Genomic DNA, 3394 nt, shown 5'->3' on the forward strand with positions numbered 1-3394 from the left:
GGTGGGTGTGGGTTGGTTGTTTGTTGAGATGTGCATAGTGGACGCGAGCATCTTTGTTTCTCTGTGTAGGTAAGTTTTTAAGGGCAGACGGTGGATGCCTTGGCACCAGGAGCCGATGAAGGACGTGGGAGGCCGCGATAGGCCTGGGGGAGCTGTCAACCAAGCTGTGATCCCAGGGTGTCCGAATGGGGGAACCCAGCCCGAGTCATGTCGGGTTACCCGCATCTGAATACATAGGGTGTGTGGAGGGAACGCGGGGAAGTGAAACATCTCAGTACCCGCAGGAAGAGAAAACAACATGTGATTCCGTGAGTAGTGGCGAGCGAAAGCGGATGTAGCCTAAACCGTGTGCGTGTGATACCTGTCAGGGGTTGCGTATACGGGGTTGTGGGACCCTACGGTCGGCGCTGACACGCCGGCACACAGTTATAAAGCCTTGGGCTAGTCGAATCCTCTGGAATGAGGGACCGTAGAGGGTGAGAGTCCTGTAGACGAAAGTTCAAGGCCTGTGGTGGGTGTTCCCGAGTAGCGGCGGACTCCTGAAATCTGCCGTGAATCTGCCAGGACCACCTGGTAAGGCTGAATACTACCTGGTGACCGATAGCGGACTAGTACCGTGAGGGAATGGTGAAAAGTACCCCGGGAGGGGAGTGAAATAGTACCTGAAACCGTCTGCCTACAATCCGTCGGAGCTGAGGACTTGTTCTGAGGTGACGGCGTGCCTTTTGAAGAATGAGCCTGCGAGTTAGTGGCATGTGGCGAGGTTAACCCGTGTGGGGAAGCCGTAGCGAAAGCGAGTCTGAACAGGGCGTTCAGTCGCATGCTCTAGACCCGAAGCGGAGTGATCTAGCCATGGGCAGGTTGAAGCGACGGTAAGACGTCGTGGAGGACCGAACCCACCAATGTTGAAAAATTGGGGGATGACCTGTGGTTAGGGGTGAAAGGCCAATCAAACTCCGTGATAGCTGGTTCTCCCCGAAATGCATTTAGGTGCAGCGTCGCGTGTTTCTTGCCGGAGGTAGAGCTACTGGATGGCCTAGGGGGCCCACAAGCTTACCGAAGTCAGCTAAACTCCGAATGCCGGTAAGTGAGAGCGCGGCAGTGAGACTGCGGGGGATAAGCTTCGTAGTCGAGAGGGAAACAGCCCAGATCACCAGCTAAGGCCCCTAAGCGTGTGCTAAGTGGAAAAGGATGTGGGATCGCATAGACAACCAGGAGGTTGGCTTAGAAGCAGCCACCCTTGAAAGAGTGCGTAATAGCTCACTGGTCAAGTGGTTCCGCGCCGACAATGTAGCGGGGCTCAAGCACACCGCCGAAGCTGTGGCATTCACACAATAACCAGGCCCTTGTGGTCCAGGTGTGTGGATGGGTAGGGGAGCGTCGTGTGGCGGGTGAAGCGGCAGGGTGACCTAGCCGTGGACGCCACACGAGTGAGAATGCAGGCATGAGTAGCGAATGAAGGGTGAGAAACCCTTCCGCCGGATGACCAAGGGTTCCAGAGTCAAGCTAATCTGCTCTGGGTGAGTCGGGACCTAAGGCGAGGCCGAGAGGCGTAGTCGATGGACAACGGGTTGATATTCCCGTACCCGCAAAGCAGCGCCCGCGACGAACCCCGCTGTACTAACCTCCGTGAACACTGAACACCTTCGGGTGGGAGGTGGGATTGTTGGGATCTTGGTGGGTAGTAGTTGAGCGATGGGGTGACGCAGGAAGGTAGTCGAGCCCAGGCGGTGGTAGTCCTGGGGTAAGCGTGTAGGCCGTAGCGTAGGTAAATCCGCGCTGCATTAAGGCTGAGACGTGATGCCGAGCCGTATCAGGTGAAGTCGATGATCCTATGCTGCCGAGAAAAGCCTCTAGCGAGCTGTGCGCGGCCCGTACCCCAAACCGACACAGGTGGTCAGGTAGAGAATACCGAGGCGATCGGGCGAACTGTGGTTAAGGAACTCGGCAAATTGCCCCCGTAACTTAGGGAGAAGGGGGGCCTCGTCTGGTGAAGGTCTTTACGGCTGGAGCTGGGTGGGGTCGCAGAGAGCAGGGGGAAGCGACTGTTTACTAAAAACACAGGTCCATGCGAAGTCGTAAGACGCTGTATATGGACTGACGCCTGCCCGGTGCTGGAACGTTAAGGGGACCGGTTAGCCGCAAGGCGAAGCTGAGAACTTAAGCGCCAGTAAACGGCGGTGGTAACTATAACCATCCTAAGGTAGCGAAATTCCTTGTCGGGTAAGTTCCGACCTGCACGAATGGCGTAACGACTTCCCCACTGTCTCAACCACAGGCCCGGCGAAATTGCACTACGAGTAAAGATGCTCGTTACGCGCGGCAGGACGGAAAGACCCCGGGACCTTCACTATAGCTTGACATTGGTATCCGGTTTAACTTGTGTAGGATAGGTGGGAGGCTGTGAAGCTGTGACGCCAGTCATGGTGGAGCCAATCTTGAAATACCACTCTGGTTGATCTGGGTATCTAACTTCGGACCGTGATCCGGTTCAGGGACAGTGTCTGGTGGGTAGTTTAACTGGGGCGGTTGCCTCCTAAAGGGTAACGGAGGCGCCCAAAGGTTCCCTCAGCCTGGTTGGCAATCAGGTGTTGAGTGTAAGTGCACAAGGGAGCTTGACTGTGAGACTGACAGGTCGAGCAGGGACGAAAGTCGGGACTAGTGATCCGGCACTGGCATGTGGAAGCGGTGTCGCTCAACGGATAAAAGGTACCCCGGGGATAACAGGCTGATCTTCCCCAAGAGTCCATATCGACGGGATGGTTTGGCACCTCGATGTCGGCTCGTCGCATCCTGGGGCTGGAGGTGGTCCCAAGGGTTGGGCTGTTCGCCCATTAAAGCGGTACGCGAGCTGGGTTTAGAACGTCGTGAGACAGTTCGGTCCCTATCCGCCGTGCGCGTAGGATACTTGAGAAGGGCTGTCCCTAGTACGAGAGGACCGGGACGGACGAACCTCTGGTGTGCCAGTTGTACCGCCAGGTGCATGGCTGGTTGGCTACGTTCGGAAGGGATAACCGCTGAAAGCATCTAAGCGGGAAGCTCGCTTCAAGATGAGGTATCCCACCACGAGAGTGGGTAAGGCCCCCGGCTAGACCACCGGGTTGATAGGCCAGAGATGTAAGCACAGTAATGTGTTCAGTCGACTGGTACTAATAGGCCGAGGACTTACCTAACAACACTGAGAGCTGCGCAAAGATCGCTCGCGTCCACCATGCACATCACGACACGCAACCCCCAGCACTATGGCTGGCGCGGGTTGACATGTTGATAGAGTTACGGCGGCCATGGCGGAGGGGAAACGCCCGGTAACATTCCGAACCCGGAAGCTAAGCCCTCCAGCGCCGATGGTACTGCAACGGGGACGTTGTGGGAGAGTAGGACGCCGCCGGACAAA

2 rRNA genes are annotated in these 3394 nt (G+C 56.7%); both read left to right on the forward strand.

Annotation, left to right across the window (positions count from 1 at the left end):
• The first annotated feature begins 67 nt into the window (after positions 1 to 67).
• Positions 68 to 3173: ribosomal RNA gene (locus F9C41_RS40480) — 23S ribosomal RNA — on the forward strand.
• Between the two features lie 101 nt (positions 3174 to 3274).
• Positions 3275 to 3391: ribosomal RNA gene (gene rrf / locus F9C41_RS40485) — 5S ribosomal RNA — on the forward strand.
• Positions 3392 to 3394 lie beyond the last annotated feature (3 nt).

The organism is Catellatospora paridis, assembly GCF_009720365.1.
Lineage (GTDB): Bacteria > Actinomycetota > Actinomycetes > Mycobacteriales > Micromonosporaceae > Catellatospora > Catellatospora paridis.